This window comes from Paenibacillus sp. 276b (assembly GCF_900107875.1).
Lineage (GTDB): Bacteria > Bacillota > Bacilli > Paenibacillales > Paenibacillaceae > Paenibacillus > Paenibacillus marchantiae.
The window spans coordinates 252102-269806 of the sequence record NZ_FNRR01000008.1; the positions used below are offsets into that span (position 1 = coordinate 252102).

Genomic DNA, 17705 nt, shown 5'->3' on the forward strand with positions numbered 1-17705 from the left:
GCATGTGGTGCGCTAAAGATAACGAGGTTGAGTTTCGAAATATAAAACTATTCCTTATTATTACAGCTACAAATCTTAGCTATCATTGAACAAGAAAAGCCAATCGTAAGAACGATTGGCTTTTCTCAGTCATTATTAATTCTCAATTATATATTGTTTACTAAATGAGATACGCTCGCTTGTTTTGTTTGTTTCAAGCTGGAGTGTAACCATCTATGACCACAGGGAAAGAAACGTGATGGTCTCCAATGGTATAGTTTTGATTATTGACGTAATACACCCGCTTTTTGAGAATAGGACGTTTTTTATCCTTCTTGGACCTCTGAAATATACTTCTCGCGTCTCGGATGAGTTGATTCTTTACGGCAGAGGGTAGATTGGCTTGAACGGTCTTCGAGGTTAGCTTCGGAAACGTACCCGACGCTTCAGCTTGCTGGATCAGCTCATTGACCGTCCGAATGTACTCATTGCCCATATCCACGAGTACAGACGGATGAGCAGGAATTATACGTATTTGAATGGTTATCATCTGCATGGTTTCACCTCTTTCTTGTCCTTTATTTCTTAATCGTATTAGTATGCATTCTTGTCGCATGGCTACACTGTATCATTTAATCCAAAAACGACAACAATGGCGTCCATTCATATAGGACAGTTGGGATAGCCTAAAAGCTATCCCTTGCCCTAAGTTGATTCATCCCCAGCAGACTTATTGAGTAGATACAAAATACTCCAAAGAATTCATTAACACTAAAGTCAGGATTGAAATCCTTTAAAAACTTCTCATGAAAATTACTTAGTCGACCGTCTCGTTCATTTATTTATCTCGTAAAAAAAGCACCCTCTCGATGTACAAGAAGGTGCTCATTTCATGTTACTGACGGACCCAGCCGTCCGGTGTACCTGATGGATTGGAATCTGGATCAATGCCGCCGGAGGCTACAGAATCCATATTCGTCAATACTGTGTTACCTGAATCACGCATGTATTGTGATACCAGCCAACCCAGACCGACTGCAATCGCGATCCCCCCTAACATCAGCATACCTGTTTCTGTTGTTTGTGATGCGGATGTCTCATTTCTCATCCAACGTTGTACTTTCCTCACCATGTAACCATTCATTGCTACTAACCTCCATTATATTATGTCAAATTATGAAATGTCCCGGTTAAAAAAAGATTACTGACGAACCCAGCCGTCCGGTGTGCCTGATGGATTGGAATCTGGATCAATACCGCCGGAAGCTACGGAGTCCATATTTGTCAGTACTGTGTTACCCGAATCACGCATGTACTGAGAAACCAACCAACCCAATCCGACTGCAATGGCGATACCGCCCAACATCAGCATACCAGTTTCTGTTGTTTGTGATGCGGATGTTTCATTTTTCATCCAATACTTCATTTTCTTAAACAATTAAATCCCTCCACTTTTCCATGTATTTCGGCATTCCCGTTCAGTGCCGTTCACATATATAATCATACCTAATTGACTATAAGATCTGTAAGTACCTTATCGGGTATATTATGGTACCCTTTTGGGTATATTTATGTCATCGAAAAATTACATTTCTGTATATAGGAAAAAAACCTTCACAGATAATGAAGGCTTTAGTGTTTTTGATCACTCTCGTTTGTTAACGTCTGCATCCATGGTTGAGATTAAAAATGTCTCTAATCTGCCGAATTCAGAAGAATTGTAGCGTACAGGCAGACCAGGCATTAATTCTATAGGTATTTCCCATTCTCCAGGCAAAGTTACTTGCTTATCTTTATACAATTGGAAGACTTGCCACGGCGCAGCAGACGAAATATATCGAAATTTTTCTTCGAGACCTTCACAGTAACCTTCTTTTTTATTCGACTTAACTGGGAAAGCGAAATTACGGTAAAGAGGGTTATTCTTATGCGTATAATTATTGACTTTTGTAGAAAAATAACTCACTCCATCATACTTTTTTGATTTTTGAATCCATTGCAAGAGTAGCTGAGAGATAATATATTCAGGCTTAAAGTAGTCCTCCGTGTGTAAAACTTTAACCGAACAACAAGCAATCAACGGCCACATGATTAAGTAATCTCTAATCTGTTTGAGAAATATATCAAACCCTTGATGCCCAAAGAATGAAGTTACATTATTTTGAAATAAGTCTGCCATTGCGCTTGGAGCCAACGAAATATCATAATATCTAAGATTTTCTGATGGAAAAAAAAGTGACGTATGTGTTGTATTAAGATCGGGTTTCCCAATTTCTTCCCAGCAAGTTAAAGGAGTAGATCCTAGGTATAAGCAAGGTAGACCAGGTATACTGTAACGATTCGTTTTTACCCAACCTCTATTTTCAAACGGTATATGAAACATTTTGCGTGGAGTAAACAATTGATTAGAATTTCCGACCCTCATTTTGAAAAAGAATTTATCCGCTGAACCCCAACCTTTGGTTATTGGCTCTATATCTAAACTCTCTATGCGTTCCATACCTTTCTTAAACTCCATGAACGCTGCTTCAGGAGAACCGTTAAGATATGCTTCAATCGCATTCTGAAAATCTGTACAATTACTTTGAATATTTTTGATATCTCTAATATCAATTATCCCCCTACCGATCTCCCCTAATTCTTCCATAAAGCCTTTAAGTTTAGTTTCAATAAACTCTTCAAAATTTTCTTTGACATCTCGACTAAAAGGCAATTTACCGGTCCCATTCAATAAACCAAGGATAGGTGCAACTTCTTCCGCCCAAAATAAGACGAATTTAATACAACGCACATCTGATAGATCTTCCTGCACCGTAGTATTTATAGGGGTACCTTGTAAATAAAGGCTGTCCATATACTTTTTTATGGGTGGTCGAGGGAGTGTGATCTCGTACAACACCTTAGCAGTTTCGACTAACTCACTGAGAGGAGTATCTTCATCCTCTAATTGATCTTTAAGAAATCCAATGTATATATGTTTACGCATCTAGTCACCTCTTCTCTCTTTATTTTGGGCACTTTTAGTTAGAGTTTAGTTAAATGATAAATTATTGTTAATATCAAAGTGAGTATATTATTTAGACTTTATTGTAATTAAATTTTCATTTCTTGTCAATAACATCAAAAAATCTTGAGGTTTAATTCTATGTGGTTAGTATCACTATGTTTAGGAACTAGCTTTTCAAGATGTTATAAAATAAAAAAACCTTCCAAAAAAGGAAGGTTTTTCGTAAAAATATATACTTATCAATCTTTACTATTTATAATGTCTTGAACTATTTGTCTAACCGGAAGACTCCACAAAGAATGGGGGTTACTCTCGAGTTTTTCCTTGACTGTTTCCCTAATATGCAATTTAGCCAAGTCTAAATCATCTTTGATTCTATCTAACTCCAATGATACTTGTTCTTCATAAAGGCTCTGTTCAAGTATCTTTTTAGCCACTTGCGCTCGAACGAAGTCTTCTGCATTACTTTCCATTTCACTAGAAAGAATCTTCTCTCCAGGAATAACTTTTCCCACACCATGATCCTCCATCTTATCTTCGAGCCACTGTATAAATTCTGGAGTCGTCATTGCATTCAATTCTACACGATGAGACTGCAGCCATCTCTCCCATTCATAAGGGACATAGTCAGCAACAGGTCTACTTCTCTTATTTTCGAATGTTTCCACCTGAAGATCTAATTCCAGCGCCTCCTCAGGTTCTAGTCCCAGATTAATAACTCGGACTCTTCGCCCAGGTCTTGCGCTGGTCGCTTCCTGAAGTGTTTCAAAGATCTTGGTTCCCGCTGCATCAGCATCATGAACACAAAAGAATTGAATTTCTTCATCCGTTTCACCAAGCAGGTCGAATAAATCCTTTACTGCTCTGGAAGCATATCCCTTAGAGGACAATAGGGCACAGTCATATTTCTCTGGAAATCCAACATCCCGAAGGCTAGCAAAGTATCCTTCCTTCTCGATGAAGATGATCTTATTGAACGTCCACGTAGGCCTGTTGTATTTCTGAACTGCAATAGTACCTAGTGGGATTTCTTCACCTGTATGAGGATGATACAACGTTCCGCGTGGATCTCTATACATTCCTTCGATCTCTCCATAATCAGCCTCATAATCAGTAATAACCTGACAGAAATAATTATAATTCAATTGTTTACCACCAAAGGCTTCCATTACGAAAGGACGTATCGCGTAATATAACTGTCTTTGGCTAAAAATGAATTCACCGTCACCACTTGTTTTATCAATAGCATTCGGTAAATTCTGAATAATGATTTCACGCTCATTCCGTCCTCCGGAGGACATATTTTGGTTGAATTTTTTCACTTTTGCTGTTGCTTTTTTCAAAGCAAGCTCTATTTCATTATGCATCGGACGAAAATCCGGCTCTTTTCCATCGGACTTTATCGGTTGATAGGGGGTTATTATACTTACTTAAAAATCCGTTGGTCTTGATCTAAGATCAATGTATAATCCACCACCCCATATTGTGGTGCTTGCTTGTTTAGTTGAAGTTTTCATATCAGCAGTAACAGGAGATTTATTTACAAGCACACTGATACTTGATTGTTTTTGACTCTCATCATCCTGATCAGTGTCATATTTAACCCAAGCTTCAATAACTATCGGAATTTCTGCATCGTGTTCTCCACGAACAGTTTCTAAAATAAATGAACCATTGGTCTTATGATACATTGTATTTACAAAATTTTTGTTCACAGCACCCAAGTTTCTAGGTAACGACTTTCTTATTTTGCTTCTCAAGAAGGTAAGCAGTTGATCCGACTCGTCAAACGACAGATCGGCTGTACCTAACATAGAAAATTCAAGTTCATTAGTGAGATCAGTAATCAACTTCTTCGCCTTAATCGGTCCCGCCACAAATAAACTTACAAATTCATTGATTGGCATGTTTGCCGCATTCACCAATTCAAAAAATGCTTCAGAAGTATACCAGTAAGGAGATGACTTCCCTTCGAAAACTTCGCTATTCTTGGAAAATTGAATAGCCATCTTTCCCCAAGACAAAGTACTTTTGGTTATCGAGAGCCCCAGAGTTACTAGAATAGAAGTACCTTTATAATCGTTGTTGTAATATAGAAATTGTTTAATACTTGTTCCATCATCTTGAGGAATAATTTTAAATGTTTGACCTCGAGTAGTGACAGTGAGGTACCCATTTGTAGAAATTACGGCTCCAGTTACTACACGTAGTCCATTTCCTAAAGCGCCCCGCGTTGGTAAGCGTAGAAGTTTAGATGAGATCATTGGACGATTAATTGAGAAGTAATCCTCCAGCCAGTCCGGATCAATACCTGATCCATTATCGGTAACTCTAAAGCTGTGGTTATCTACCAATTCCAGTTCACAATCACCAGTGGCATCAAGCGCATTATCCACCAGTTCTTTCACTACTAACTTTGGTATAAACTCTCTGTGAACTCCTGCTTTCTGACAAAGTGTATCGATGTTTCTAAACAGCTTCCAGTCTTCTCTAATTAATTGCATTGTTTTGTCTCTCCTTATGGTATGTTTGCACATGCATCATATATCTGTTTTTGAAAATCACAACTTAGCCAAGATTTTATTAGAATAAAAAAAACTAAAAGGCCCCATTCGGGATACTTTCTAGCTTTGTATTGAAGCACATTTAATTAATTGGAATATAATAGTTCCTCATGCACTGCTTTAAAGATGTGTTGAATTGATCCTCCAAAATTGATTCATCTGGTTCGCCAGGACCCTTCGGAGTCGACGTTAAAGCTTTCATAATTTGATCTAACATTATCTTAAAAGTACTTGGCTCGTCTGGCCTAAAATAGATACGATTATGAAAACAATAATATTCTGTGACACTCAATTCATTCTTTTGAAGGTACATCTGAAAAGCTTCGGCACCGAATTTCTTAATGAACTCATCTGGATCAAGTCCATCAGGCATAACCGTAACACTGACACCAAACCCATAACTTTGTAGAGTCCGGATGGCCTTCAATGTGGCCTTTTGCCCCGGCTGGTCTCCGTCGTAACAGATACTGATCTGGTTCGAGTACTCTGTTAACAATCGCGACTGAAAGCCCGTTAGCGAAGTTCCTAAAGGAGCCACACCTGTTAAGCAGCCTCCTTGCCATGCAGCGATCACATCAAGATAACCTTCAAAGATATAAAATGTCTGATTATCTTCGTTGATCTGACCAGCCGCTCTACTTAGGTTATATAGGTGTTCACCTTTTATAAAAATAGGAGTCTCTTTACTATTAAGGTATTTGGGTTTAACGCGATCGGAAAGAGCCCTTCCACCAAATGCAACAACCCTTTGATTGATGTTATGGATAGGGAACATTATTCTTGAACGAAAATAATCATAATAATTTCCCGTATGATCATTGCGTCCAACTAATCCTCCTTCAACCATAAGCTCCATGTTATATCCAGCTGCCTTCAGTTGCTGAGTTGCAAACCCCGGAATATCAGGAGCAAACCCGATGTTAAATTCTTTTATAGCTTCAAGATTGATACTCCTATTTGCTAGATACTTTCTTGCTTGTCTACCATCCTCGCTAAACAGAAAATTGTGATAAAGATCAGCGAGAAACTGATGAGCGGAATAGATCTCCTCTACCTCATGATACCTATCTGAGGTTTTACGCAGTAAGTGACTATAGTTATGGCCAATGTACACGGTCTGGATCTCTTTGATTGCATCTACACAGGAATAATCCGGATTATTGAGCTGTTGAATATTTAGCAAGAAATCATAATAGTCACCGGCTGCTCCACATTCTACACAGCGGAATCTTTGATTCCTCTGATCTACCTGGAGTGATGGACTTGTAGGTACATGAAAGGGACACAAACTATTATAGATATGGCCACACTGTCTCAGTATCAGATAATCTTGGACCACAGTAACGATATCAATTTTAACTTTAGCTTTAGTAGCAAAATCTCTACACATTTCTTTGGTTCCCGAGAGATTGGTCATATCGTATCTCCTCCATCATTATCATTGAGCCTAAGCTGTTTAAGAAATTCGTCTAGGGTATAAAGAACAATTTGGCCTCCACCAATCGGTTCAAGTACAACCGCGGGGAATTTATTCATCGACGTTAGGCTTTTCACCACGTACATCTGGTCTCCTAGAGCAAACTCTCTATCAATGTAGTGTTCAAATGTACTTAGGAACGAATCTAAATGAAATGAAGTTATCGGATTTCTACCATCAAAGATCAGATAAATATCTCCATCAATATTTTGTATGTCGAAATCTATATTCCTTTGTGTACAATAGTCTTCTATAAATTTCACTTGTTTAGATGTTAATTGATTATCTGCATTTCCTAAACAACTAGACCCCTCCAACATGGCTTCATTTAAGTTTGACAATAGTCCGACACGCCATTTCACAGGAGACTGTTCATCGTCGCGTCCAGACCTTTTAAATAACGTCTCCAGTTCAAGCATATGCAATTGGTTGAATGAATCTGGGATTGCATTAACGTTGCCAGAGACTTGTATTAAAATATGATTGGCTATGACACCTGCAACTTTGTATGCATCCACACCAAAATTACGAGCGTTAGTAACCTTCTTGGCTAGAAAAGCGTTTAAATCGGCTTCATTTCTAGCGAGGATATCAGGCAAGGTTACTGACACAATCACGACTAACTCACCTTTTGTATTTGCACTAGAAATTACATTTTCTTTAGATAATGGCATATTGAGAATATTCATTTTTTGTTAATCTCCTTCATTAAATAGTAAAAGGCAGTAGGTGTAGTGCACCTCTGCCCTTTTTTTAAAATCTATAGAATTAAGAGTTACGAGACTATTTGGTCTCCTCTAAAATCTCACTCGTGAGTTTTACGTAATGATTGATCGATCTTCCGGCATCTTTTACTTTAACTTCTGCAGCATCTAACTGTACCACTGCCGTCTTGATCACTACATAAGCGTTCTGTAAGGTGGGCGCTGGATCTAGTCCATCTCGACGTTGCAATTGTGCCCACATTTCTAACTTCTCTTCAGTACTTGCTAAAAGCATTTTCTTTTCAGCCAGGTTATCAAGATCTTTCTCTTGAGAAGCAGGTACCTTCGCTTCAAGCGCAGTCATTGTTACAAATTCTCTCTCGATTTTTTCCGAGTAGATATGCTTATAACTGGATTCAATCTCATTGTTCAGTTTATCTAATGCATAAACAGATGCACCATGGGATTGACCGGCTAAACCTTCAAGCCGTTGTGTTTCCGATATAAATTTCAGATTCGAGATTTTATCAATCTCTTTCACCAGATCTGCAGGTAATTGAACATTATCTGTTTCAGTTGTCAGTAGGAGATCAGCTTGTATTTCGCTTTTCATTTCGGTAAGTTCAGCCGGCAGATCTGTTAGATTATTCTCGCGCATGTCCTTTTGAATATCCGAAATTACTCCGAGCTGCAAATTCGAATATTCTATCTCAGACTCAATTGTTGAGCTCATGCAACCAGTCAACAATAAAACAGAGAAGAACAGCAACATTGTGTTAGTATATACTTTTTTCATAATTATCCTCCTGGATTACGTTTTTTTTCGATTCTAACTACTACGTATGTATATCTTAGATCGTATTTTAGGAAACACAACTCAGTCTTTGTTAACGAAATGAGAAATGGAAATAAATATATAAAAAAAAAAGAACGTATCAATGAAGATACGTTCTTTTGGAGATTCCAATTAAGGAAGAGTATATTTTTAAAAAAATTAGCGTACAGTTTTGAATAAGAAGTATCTCATGGAAAACACCTCACTGAACAAACTGAGTTTGGTAGCTTTCCTCTCAAAATTTCTCATTAGTTGTTTTCATCCCACTGACGCAAGATAACAACCACTTCCCTCAAATTCCACATGGTAAGATTGCTACACATGAGTCCTGTACAAAATCATCTTCATGTCTTCATGATTATACATGTCCACACACAGATTTTGAATGATGAGAAAAGCAACGAGCGAATAATTATATATTCATAATACTGAAGACAGAAGAATTTGTAAACCTCAGGAAATATGTTTTTTTTCTATTTATTTTAGATTGAATCACTTTGGTTTGGCCGGTGATAGATGAATTTTATCCTTTGGAACTATTGTCGATATTCCATGTTTAAATAGAAGGATTTGTTTACGATCTACTAGATTTAAGATAGCTGTATATGTATCAAAGTGGGAAATGGTTCCTTCAAACTTTTTTCCATTCATTAAATATAGTACTACATGTATTTTATTCGTTACACAGTGTGATAACATTTCATTCTGTTTCAGGTCCATGTTCAATTTCTGTGAAGAGGTTATTGATAAGGAGATCTTAGGTTGAATTGATAAAATAGCGTGCTTGTAGATGAGGGCTTGTTGATTTTGTTTTTCCAAGTCAATGGTTAGAGAATGTAGATCGAAATGAACAATTTTCCCTTTCATGGGCACTCCGATTGATAAGAACAATGTAACTTCAGCCTTCTCTTTCCGACATTGATTTAAAAAAAGATCTTGGATACTCATTCTACTCATGGGATCACTCCGTTTACGAATATTTAATAAATATTTGGACAATCCTTTGTGCTACACGATTGTGCCACTGAATAATGTCACACATTTAAGATTAATTTGATTTTATTAGCTGGTTAGCAACTTTTAGACCTCGGAAACTACACCAATAGATAGCAGCGACAATTCCCAACCAACTCAAAGGTGCTGGAAACTCTAATACCCAGGAAAGAATGCTCCACAGCAATGCAAACCATCCTCCCCAATAAAAAGAGAAGCCTATCCATTCACCATCTGCATGCGGAACCAATCCTAGTCTCTTTCTGAAGCGATACAGAGCTGATCCAATCACAATATATCCAATTGCTGGTCCTAACCCTAGCAACTATTTCACCTCATAACTTTTTAAAGCTGATTAGAGTGTCTCCTTCAGTTGATAAGCCCTTTGCAATTTAATTTTTGAGTGATTTTTCTGGAGAGCCGTCTTCTTTATATACATGTCCAAGATCAAATAATGATAGGCTATAGTCAATTTTTTGCGTAATTCAAGAATCTCGTTGTTCATTTGAATCCGCTTCAAAACGCTTATCACGTAAATTTATCAATAAAGAAGTTTGGAATAAACGTTAGAATTTACCCCACCCTATGTGGGTCTCATACTATGTAATTGAAGAATAATTGTACCCATAGAGATATGTATTACTCATTAGATTGTTATGTCCTTTAGTGAGGTGTCGCAATTTAGCTTTGAGGTCTGGGGTTGAATTGAAAAAAAGATCAATGTTATTCAATCCAGTGTTACAAAATTGAGTATAGTAAGAATCCTGATTTGCACGCTTCGATAGCGTAGTTAACCCTTTTATCATAAACAGAATGTCAAAAGAATTGATAAGTTGAATAGGGTCTCTTTTAATAGGAACTACTTCATTGAGAAGCCCCCATACTTTACCCCAATATTCTATCTCATTTGCTAGAAGATGAATATTCATCTCTTTTTGCTTGAAACCATACTTTTCTAGATAATCATTATGCTCACCTTTCAAGGGTGATGGATCGGCACTATAGTCATGTAAGTAACCATAATACAGTTCAATTAGTTGCTCCGCGATCATAATCCAATCTGAGATATAGAGTTGAGAGAAATTTAGTTTATATCCACTTGGTTGAGATTGATTAATATAGAGTGGAGGAGTTTTAAATTCGTTCGGACTACTCACGTTGGTCAACATATGACCTCCCTATAATGTTAAGATGTTTTGCTGAAGATATATATGTGACTGACGAGGTGTATTATACAAACCACAATGATTCCAACCAAGACCCACCAATCTAAGGAAATCTCCATCTGAAATGAAACATTAAAAATATTCAGAAAGCCATACGAAACTATAAAAAGCAACACGAGTTGGGCTAAGCTAAGGAACGTTCCTAAAAAGTAAGATCTCATTTTAATTGCTCTTTTGCTTTCCAAGTTCTTCACCCCTTTCTGGTTCTCATCTTGTAATTATTAAACAAAGTATAGCATTCACTCAATATAATGTAAATCATGATTTACATTTTTAGAAGTCTTTGACCTTGACGAACGAAGCCCGTTTTAACGATTTCATATAAAATAACACAGCCACAGTTCACGAGTATTCTGAACTAAGGCTGCATTATAACATTATTGTATGATTTTTCGACTTGATGAAAATTGATCAGCTACAGGAGTTACACTGTCAAATCTCTATTTATTCTTATTGGACATTGAACGGTAAATTAATACTGCACCTTCAGCTCTGGTAAGGTTTGATTTTGGTCTAAAGGTACCATCAGGATATCCAGTTACTAGTTGCATTCTCGTTAGCCCTGAAACCTCACTCTTAGCCCAATCTGCAATGTTAAATCCATCACTAAATAACTCGACGTTAGCATCGTTCTGGATGTTCATTACATTCCCAAGCATTTTTGAAGCTTGTTCACGAGTTATAAGATTATTCGGGCGATACTTCTTGTTACTAAACCCATGTGTTACCTCATTGTCCCATGCAATTTTGAATTCAGGACCATACCATTTCTCTAAATCAATGTCATCAAATTCAAAAGGTTTTTCATCGACATCTGAAGATACATCTAATGCCCTTACGATCATTGATACGAATTCAATCCTCGTTATGGCACGATCAGGCTCGAATTTGTTAGCACTTGTCCCCTTCAAGATTCCACGGTTTCCCAAATCAATGATTTGATCTCTTGCAAAGTTCTTCTCAATATCTACGAATATGATATCATTGTTATTCCCTATTGATACATTCGTTGTATCGTTACTATTTGTTGACTCTTCTCCGCCGTTATTTTGCGTATCATTCGAGTCAGGAACCTTTATAGGATCACTACCATTTCCGCTTCCCGATCCACCGCCGCCCTGAATTCTTACGGGTAAAGTAGTTGCATCAATTTTTTTGCTATCTTTGCTGATTCCATATGAATTGCTTGCTTTAAACTCATAATGATATTTAGTACCATCTTTCAATTTTTTATCAATGAATTTTTTATCTGTCACTGACACTTTCCCTATTTCTATCCCATCGCGATAAACCTGAATCGATTCAGCACCTTTTTTATTGGCATTTGAAAGATCAAAACCAATACTAAACTCCAATATACTTGAGACTATTACTCCCTCCGGTGCACCTGGTATGCCGGTAAAGTCAACTTTACTTGGTTCAGATGCAGCTTCTTGATCGTTGATTACAACAAGATCATAATCATACTCTTTTCCAGGGATAATTGGAGCTATTACAATAGGACCACCTAATCCTCTCCAAATTTCGGTACCATACTCATCTAGTAAGACGTATTCCTTAGCTTCATCAATCAGTGAAAACTCAATTTCCACTTTGTCATGCTCAACATTAATAATTATATCGTCCGGGTTTACCGGTAAAGTTTTAGTTGTAACTGATAATCGTGCTGGTACACTCTCACCTGTTGTATTATCAGTCCACAAATTAAATTCATAGGACTTACCTGGACTTAGTTCATCAAATGCAATTTCGTTGTTTTGAATTTTTGTTTCTTCTCCAGACCCTACATTCACTACACGGTAATGAATAGCCGTATTATCAGCTTCCCAACCTAACGTAATTGAATTGGAACTAAGTTTTGATACAACTACATTTGACGGTGCATGAGGTTTGGTTAGAAACTCTGCAGATCCCGCAGCACTGTAACCAGCAATATTCCCTGCCCAAACTGTTAAATCATAAATACGACTTCCCTCTAGACTAGTCAAATGTAGATTTGCACTTGAGACTTCATAATCTGTTCCGTTAATCTGTACCAAGTACTTGTCTGCACCATAAACAGGTTCCCAGGTAATAATTGCGCTAGTCTCTTCAATATCAGTGACCGATATTCCTGTGGGTTGTTCTGGCGTGGTATAACCCGAAATGCTTAGAGATGGGCTGTTACCGGATTGATTTTGCGCTACAATAGTAAACTTATATTCTGTACCAGCACTCAAACTTGTGAAAGTGTGCTCTGTACCATTAACAACTTGAGTATGGCCATCTACTGTTACTTCGTATCCGTCAGCGCCTTGTACAGGTTCCCATTGTAGAGTAATGCTATTTGTAGTTGCTAGGGATATAGCCAGGTTCCCTGGTTTAGTTGGTAAGGTCATCAAATTACCTAGCTCGGCGTATTCCCCCACACCAGTTTCATTAGCTGCAACTACACGATAGGTATAACTTGTTCCAGATTGTAACCCAGAGTCTAGGTATGTTGTATCTGTACCACTGTAAATTTGTTCAATAAATCGGTCCAAGTTATAATATTCCGCAGAAATAACTGGCTCCCATTCTAACTCAATCGTATGCTCGTCAATTCTAGCAGTTGAGAATGCGCCTGGCGCACCAGGTAATGCTAGGTAAGCGATACTGTTTGAGTCTCCTTCCCCGTTTGCATTTAATGCAGAAACTTTAATATTGTTCAAACTACCTGGTTGTAGACCGGTTACAGTATAGCTAGTTCCAACCACAGTGTCATCTGAAACAATATGACCAGCATCCTCAACAACAATGTGATATGATTCGGCTCCATTTACAGGAGATATGGTAAGATCAGCTCTACTGTAATCTCCATCTATCTTTTGAATTTCTAATCGATCTGGCGCCTCCGGCTTCGTCAACACATCTAGTGATGTCGTCTTTTCTTCACCTACATGATTACTGACTTTGAGAGTGTAATTGTATAGGTTCCCTCCCGTGACACTCCGATCAGTAATCGAATTCTCCGGGTAAAGACTTTGGAACGTAGCTCCTGTTACATTATTAATCAATTCATAGACGTACCCATCGGTATAGTAAGAACCAATCGGTAAATCCCAAGTCACTGTAACCTGATTATTTTGAACATTAACGGTTTTAACATTCAAAGGAGCTGATGGTTGGTACTGGATTTTGAATGCAGAACTAGTGTAAGTTGCGATATTCCCTGCATTATCAGTCACCTTTACATGTATGTACCATTGTCCCTCAGCAGCAATGTGAATTTCACTATCATTGAGCACTTCCCAATCATTCGGTATTTCCGGTGATGAGGTCACTTTATAATATGTGCTATTAGGTTTGATACCTGACAACTCATCCGTAACGGTCACTTCTGCTTTAATTGATTCAGTAGACCAGTCCCGTCCATTAGGTGTGACAACCACTTGGGGAACTGTTTGATCGATTGTTACCAATGCATTGTTTTCCGTACTGGCTTGTCCGAACATGTTGATTGCTCTGGCAGTAATTTGACTAGTACCTTCCTTTGTTACTAGCCCAGAGCTACCAACCGTGTATGAACCACCATCAATGCTATATTCATATGTGATATCCCCATAACCTATGCTCCCTGTAATTTCAAACGCAACTGGATCTGATGACCATCCGCCAGCTTGCAATTGGATATCAGGTGTAGTTGGTGGGCTTTTAATTAATTTCGCCTCTGCAGTAGACTCGGGGCTTATATTCCCCGCCTTATCGATAGTCCGTGCTCGTACTTGGATCACACCTTCGGTCGATACTGTAAATGGCGTTGTATATATAGTCCAACTGCCACTACCTAAACGATATTCTGTTTGACGTATCCCAGAGAGTTCATCAGTCCCCTCATTAACTGATATCTGCACATCTTCATTTGACCATTCAGAAGGATTCACCACTATACCGGGCTGGCTTGGTGCGGTTCTATCTACAATTATCTCACCAACAAATTCATTCAGGACTTGGCCACCCTTTTGATCATCAGCTGTAATCTTTACTTTCTGATTAATCCTATTGTCTCCAATAAGTTCAGAGCTTGGCCATCTGAGCTGCCAATTCTTTGCTGTTCTCGTTGAGGTTACTGTAACTGACTTAGTGATATTGTATGTGGGCAACGTTGCTGAAATTGTAACAGCATCACCTTCTGGATCTTGAACTGTGCCACTCAGTACTAAATCCTGACCACTACCAATAGTCATACTGGCTGTACTCGAATTGATCGTTATTGTAGGCTCACTATTTAAACCCTTACTCACATACCAGAAACCATCTGTATGTTTCCGATCGTTTGGATATGCATATTGTGATGAGGATGTTACGTATGTCCCCGTTGATGCACCTTTCACGTCTATATTTACTAATCTAGTTCCTATGAAATAACTGACGTATGTTTCCGTGTAACAATTCTCCCAATTATCACATGAATCTCGTTGAAGGTACCGATACACGACCTGACCACCTGATCCACTATTGTTATAATAATAACCACTATTCTCAGAGTAATAGGGTTCACCGGTAAGAGTAATTATGCCGGTCCTTTTATCCACCGCCATTGATGGATAAACGGTCCTACCTCCATAATCCGATCCGTAATAATTAAGTGTTTGAGATTGATATTCTTGTCCCTGTTCAACGTTGAACTTCTCCCATGTGTACATTGCTGCAGCTTTCACTTGAGATGTACCAAAGTAATCAAAAAATGAACCTATCAAAATAGCAATGACGAGCAATTTAGAAATATATGATTTAATTCTCAAAATATATCCTCCTACAAAAAGTGATTTGCCTCTCCCAGTAATTTAAGGAGAGTCTCATTTAAAATTTTAAGCGTTTTCATAAGGCATCCCATACAACACGTATAATTAAAGCTTATGGATCAGCCATTTTTGTTCTTTTACAGAATGATTCAGTAATTTCTTTGCGTTGTAATTCACAATACATATTCATTGATTATGCACCTCTCAATTCATTTTTTTAATGAGCGTTGTGTTCTTACATTTAAATAGCCTGTAATATCAACGAGAAATTCTTTAACTGCAGAGTTTCGATTCTGGGGATGCATTCAAATAAACTTGATCCCATAACCTTATGGCGGTGTACGGTAAAAACTCATTTTCAAGATTTAATCGAGGCTCCCTTCAATAAAAGTAGTGTAGCTCAAACGTTTCAATATGTAATCAAATTCATTGAATATTGTACATCATGATTTACAACTTGGGAAGCACTCTTCTTCTTTCGCGGCGTGAGACTTAACCCATAAGTTTGCCATTTGGCAAGCTTATGCTTCCAAAACTCATGGAAAACTTATGCTTCCAATCCATCATATACAAACACGCATTCCTATTTCGCTTTGAAAATGTGCAGAAGGCGCCTGTATCAGGACCTTTTTGAATGAGTATTCACTAAAGTTATCGATTGCGGGAATTAACACTTTCCACAATGTACAATTTGAGTTAGGAATCTTAAACTATGGTATAAATGAAATCATTAAAGTCAAATAAGCCAACCACTATTACGATTGACTTCACATGAATTTATTGAGCTATTGTTTCCCGTTAGTTTAATGAACCTCAATTATGTATTTGAATAATTAATCGAGACCACTCCTGGTTAACTACAGAACGAAGGAGTACCCCAAGTACCCGAAGAAGAACTTCGGCTCGTGCTCCTAGTTTGTATCCTCCCATAGTTGAACGGAAAAAAGTATCTTTATATACTAAAAGTGAGACCTTTACATCTAAAGTAATCTTCTACTTGTTTAATTCATTCCAACATACTTAACAAAAAGTTCATAACGTCTCTTTAACCATTTAAATGACCTACTCATGATGTTTGTAATTATACGTGTATGAGTGATCCGGTAGGACGTCCAAATGTTTTTAAAAATAATCCCAACCTTTATTTCGCCTGGCACACTATATAATTGTCAGGAATTACAGATGCAACTATGGAGGCAAAAGATGGATTCAATTAGTAAAAACGGAAAAGAAGCGGCGGAAGCGATTCGGAGCTATGTCAAACCGATTTTCGGTTTTGCCTTAAACCGGGTCAAGCAGCGGGCCGAGGCGGAGGATCTGGCTCAGGAGATAATGCTGCAGTTGTTGAAATCCTTCTCTGGGGTGCGGGACATTAGAAACCTTGACGCTTACGTCTGGACGGTTGCCCGATACACTTGGGTGAATTGGTTAAAAAAGCGTACGCACGCTCCCCAAGCGTTCGAAATCAACGGCATGTCCGAACTGTCTGCTGCCCCTTCCCGGGAGCCGCTTGACCGGCTGCTGGTAACCGAAGCTTACCGCGAGCTCCGCCGAGAAGTCGCGTTTCTGTCCGACATTCATCGCCGGATCGTGGTCATGCATTACTACGAAGAGCTTAAAATCGGCGATATCGCGATTGCTCTGAAAATTCCTGTCAACACAGTGAAGTGGCATTTGAGCGAGGCTAAAAAGAAGTTACGGAAAGGGATGAAACGTATGCGTGCAACAGGAACTTTAAGTGTCAATCCGGTCAGCATGGGGGAAATGGGCCATTCCGGTTCAGCCGGCAGACTGGGCGAAACCAACGATTTTCTTGGACGCGCCTTGGCGCAAAATATCGTTTACGCGGCTTATCACAAGGCGCGTACCGTACATCAAATCGCGGAGGAGCTCGGAATGCCGCCGTCTTTGCTGGATGGCGAAGTCCGGCACCTGGCAGAATACAATTTTCTCATCCAAACCTCTCCCGGCAAATATCAAAGCAATACCATCGTCTGGGACCTCTTCGAGTTGGCCGTAGCCGGTCATCAATTTTGGCAAGATTGCGCCGCCGAAGTGGCCGATGTTCATTTTGACGCGTTAATGGAAGTTCGCCGGCAAGTCGAGGATAGCGGAGTGTACGTTCCGGACGACGACTATAACTTCCTGCTCTGGACC

At 38.6% G+C, this 17705-nt stretch carries 13 protein-coding genes; 1 reads left to right on the plus strand and 12 read right to left on the minus strand.

Annotated elements, in window-relative coordinates:
- Positions 1 to 193: 193 nt before the first annotated feature.
- The 12 genes from BLV50_RS28205 to BLV50_RS28265 all read right to left on the minus strand — a co-directional run bounded on the left by BLV50_RS28205 (position 194) and on the right by BLV50_RS28265 (position 15548).
- Positions 194 to 535, minus strand: coding sequence for a hypothetical protein (locus tag BLV50_RS28205; RefSeq protein ID WP_177031284.1), 342 nt, complete (start codon positions 533 to 535; stop codon positions 194 to 196).
- A gap of 339 nt (positions 536 to 874) precedes the next feature.
- Positions 875 to 1123: a hypothetical protein gene (locus BLV50_RS28210; protein ID WP_090811253.1), complete on the minus strand. Its 249-nt coding sequence runs from the start codon at positions 1121 to 1123 to the stop codon at positions 875 to 877.
- A gap of 57 nt (positions 1124 to 1180) precedes the next feature.
- Positions 1181 to 1417 (minus strand): hypothetical protein, encoded by a 237-nt coding sequence (locus BLV50_RS28215; protein ID WP_090811255.1) that lies wholly within the window; start codon positions 1415 to 1417, stop codon positions 1181 to 1183.
- A gap of 207 nt (positions 1418 to 1624) precedes the next feature.
- Positions 1625 to 2965, minus strand: a complete 1341-nt coding sequence (locus BLV50_RS28220) for an RES domain-containing protein (RefSeq protein ID WP_090811256.1) — start codon at positions 2963 to 2965, stop codon at positions 1625 to 1627.
- Between the two features lie 260 nt (positions 2966 to 3225).
- A complete protein-coding gene (locus tag BLV50_RS33850) occupies positions 3226 to 4353 on the minus strand; it encodes a toprim domain-containing protein (RefSeq protein ID WP_090811258.1) in 1128 nt (375 codons plus the stop codon).
- A gap of 63 nt (positions 4354 to 4416) precedes the next feature.
- Positions 4417 to 5490, minus strand: a complete 1074-nt coding sequence (locus BLV50_RS33855; RefSeq protein ID WP_090811260.1) for an ATP-binding protein — start codon at positions 5488 to 5490, stop codon at positions 4417 to 4419.
- Positions 5491 to 5632: 142 nt separating this feature from the next.
- A complete protein-coding gene (dnaG, locus tag BLV50_RS28235; protein ID WP_090811262.1) occupies positions 5633 to 6967 on the minus strand; it encodes a DNA primase in 1335 nt (444 codons plus the stop codon).
- Positions 6964 to 7716 (minus strand): hypothetical protein, encoded by a 753-nt coding sequence (locus tag BLV50_RS28240; RefSeq protein WP_090811264.1) that lies wholly within the window; start codon positions 7714 to 7716, stop codon positions 6964 to 6966. The genes dnaG and BLV50_RS28240 overlap by 4 nt, the downstream gene beginning before the upstream one ends.
- Positions 7717 to 7810: 94 nt before the next feature.
- Positions 7811 to 8527, minus strand: coding sequence for a hypothetical protein (locus tag BLV50_RS28245; protein ID WP_090811266.1), 717 nt, complete (start codon positions 8525 to 8527; stop codon positions 7811 to 7813).
- Positions 8528 to 9058: 531 nt separating this feature from the next.
- Positions 9059 to 9523: an RNA chaperone Hfq gene (gene hfq, locus BLV50_RS28250; protein ID WP_090811268.1), complete on the minus strand. Its 465-nt coding sequence runs from the start codon at positions 9521 to 9523 to the stop codon at positions 9059 to 9061.
- A 635-nt stretch (positions 9524 to 10158) separates the two neighbouring features.
- Complete coding sequence (locus BLV50_RS28260) at positions 10159 to 10728, minus strand: hypothetical protein (protein WP_090811272.1); 570 nt, start codon at positions 10726 to 10728, stop codon at positions 10159 to 10161.
- A gap of 497 nt (positions 10729 to 11225) precedes the next feature.
- On the minus strand, positions 11226 to 15548 hold the full coding sequence (locus BLV50_RS28265) for a fibronectin type III domain-containing protein (RefSeq protein ID WP_090811274.1): 4323 nt from the start codon (positions 15546 to 15548) through the stop codon (positions 11226 to 11228).
- A 1203-nt stretch (positions 15549 to 16751) separates the two neighbouring features.
- Between BLV50_RS28265 and BLV50_RS28270 the strand changes: the two genes are divergently transcribed.
- Positions 16752 to 17705: RNA polymerase sigma factor (locus BLV50_RS28270; RefSeq protein WP_177031285.1), on the plus strand; the 954-nt coding region annotated here is incomplete at its 3' end.